Source organism: Photobacterium sp. GB-1 (assembly GCF_003026165.1).
Classification (GTDB): domain Bacteria; phylum Pseudomonadota; class Gammaproteobacteria; order Enterobacterales; family Vibrionaceae; genus Photobacterium.
On record NZ_PYOB01000072.1, the window covers coordinates 1 to 530 of the forward strand.

At 53.0% G+C, this 530-nt stretch carries 1 rRNA gene; it reads right to left on the reverse strand.

The annotated features are described in order from the left end of the window. Positions 1–530 (reverse strand): 16S ribosomal RNA (locus C9J45_RS21480); the annotation flags it as partial.

A 530-nucleotide genomic window follows, 5' to 3' on the forward strand; every position in this document is an offset into this window, starting at 1 on the left:
TTCTCTGGATGTCAAGAGTAGGTAAGGTTCTTCGCGTTGCATCGAATTAAACCACATGCTCCACCGCTTGTGCGGGCCCCCGTCAATTCATTTGAGTTTTAATCTTGCGACCGTACTCCCCAGGCGGTCTACTTAACGCGTTAGCTCCGAAAGCCACGGCTCAAGGCCACAACCTCCAAGTAGACATCGTTTACGGCGTGGACTACCAGGGTATCTAATCCTGTTTGCTCCCCACGCTTTCGCATCTGAGTGTCAGTATCTGTCCAGGGGGCCGCCTTCGCCACCGGTATTCCTTCAGATCTCTACGCATTTCACCGCTACACCTGAAATTCTACCCCCCTCTACAGTACTCTAGTCTGCCAGTTCAAAATGCTGTTCCGAGGTTGAGCCCCGGGCTTTCACATCTTGCTTAACAGACCACCTGCATGCGCTTTACGCCCAGTAATTCCGATTAACGCTCGCACCCTCCGTATTACCGCGGCTGCTGGCACGGAGTTAGCCGGTGCTTCTTCTGTTGCTAACGTCAAACG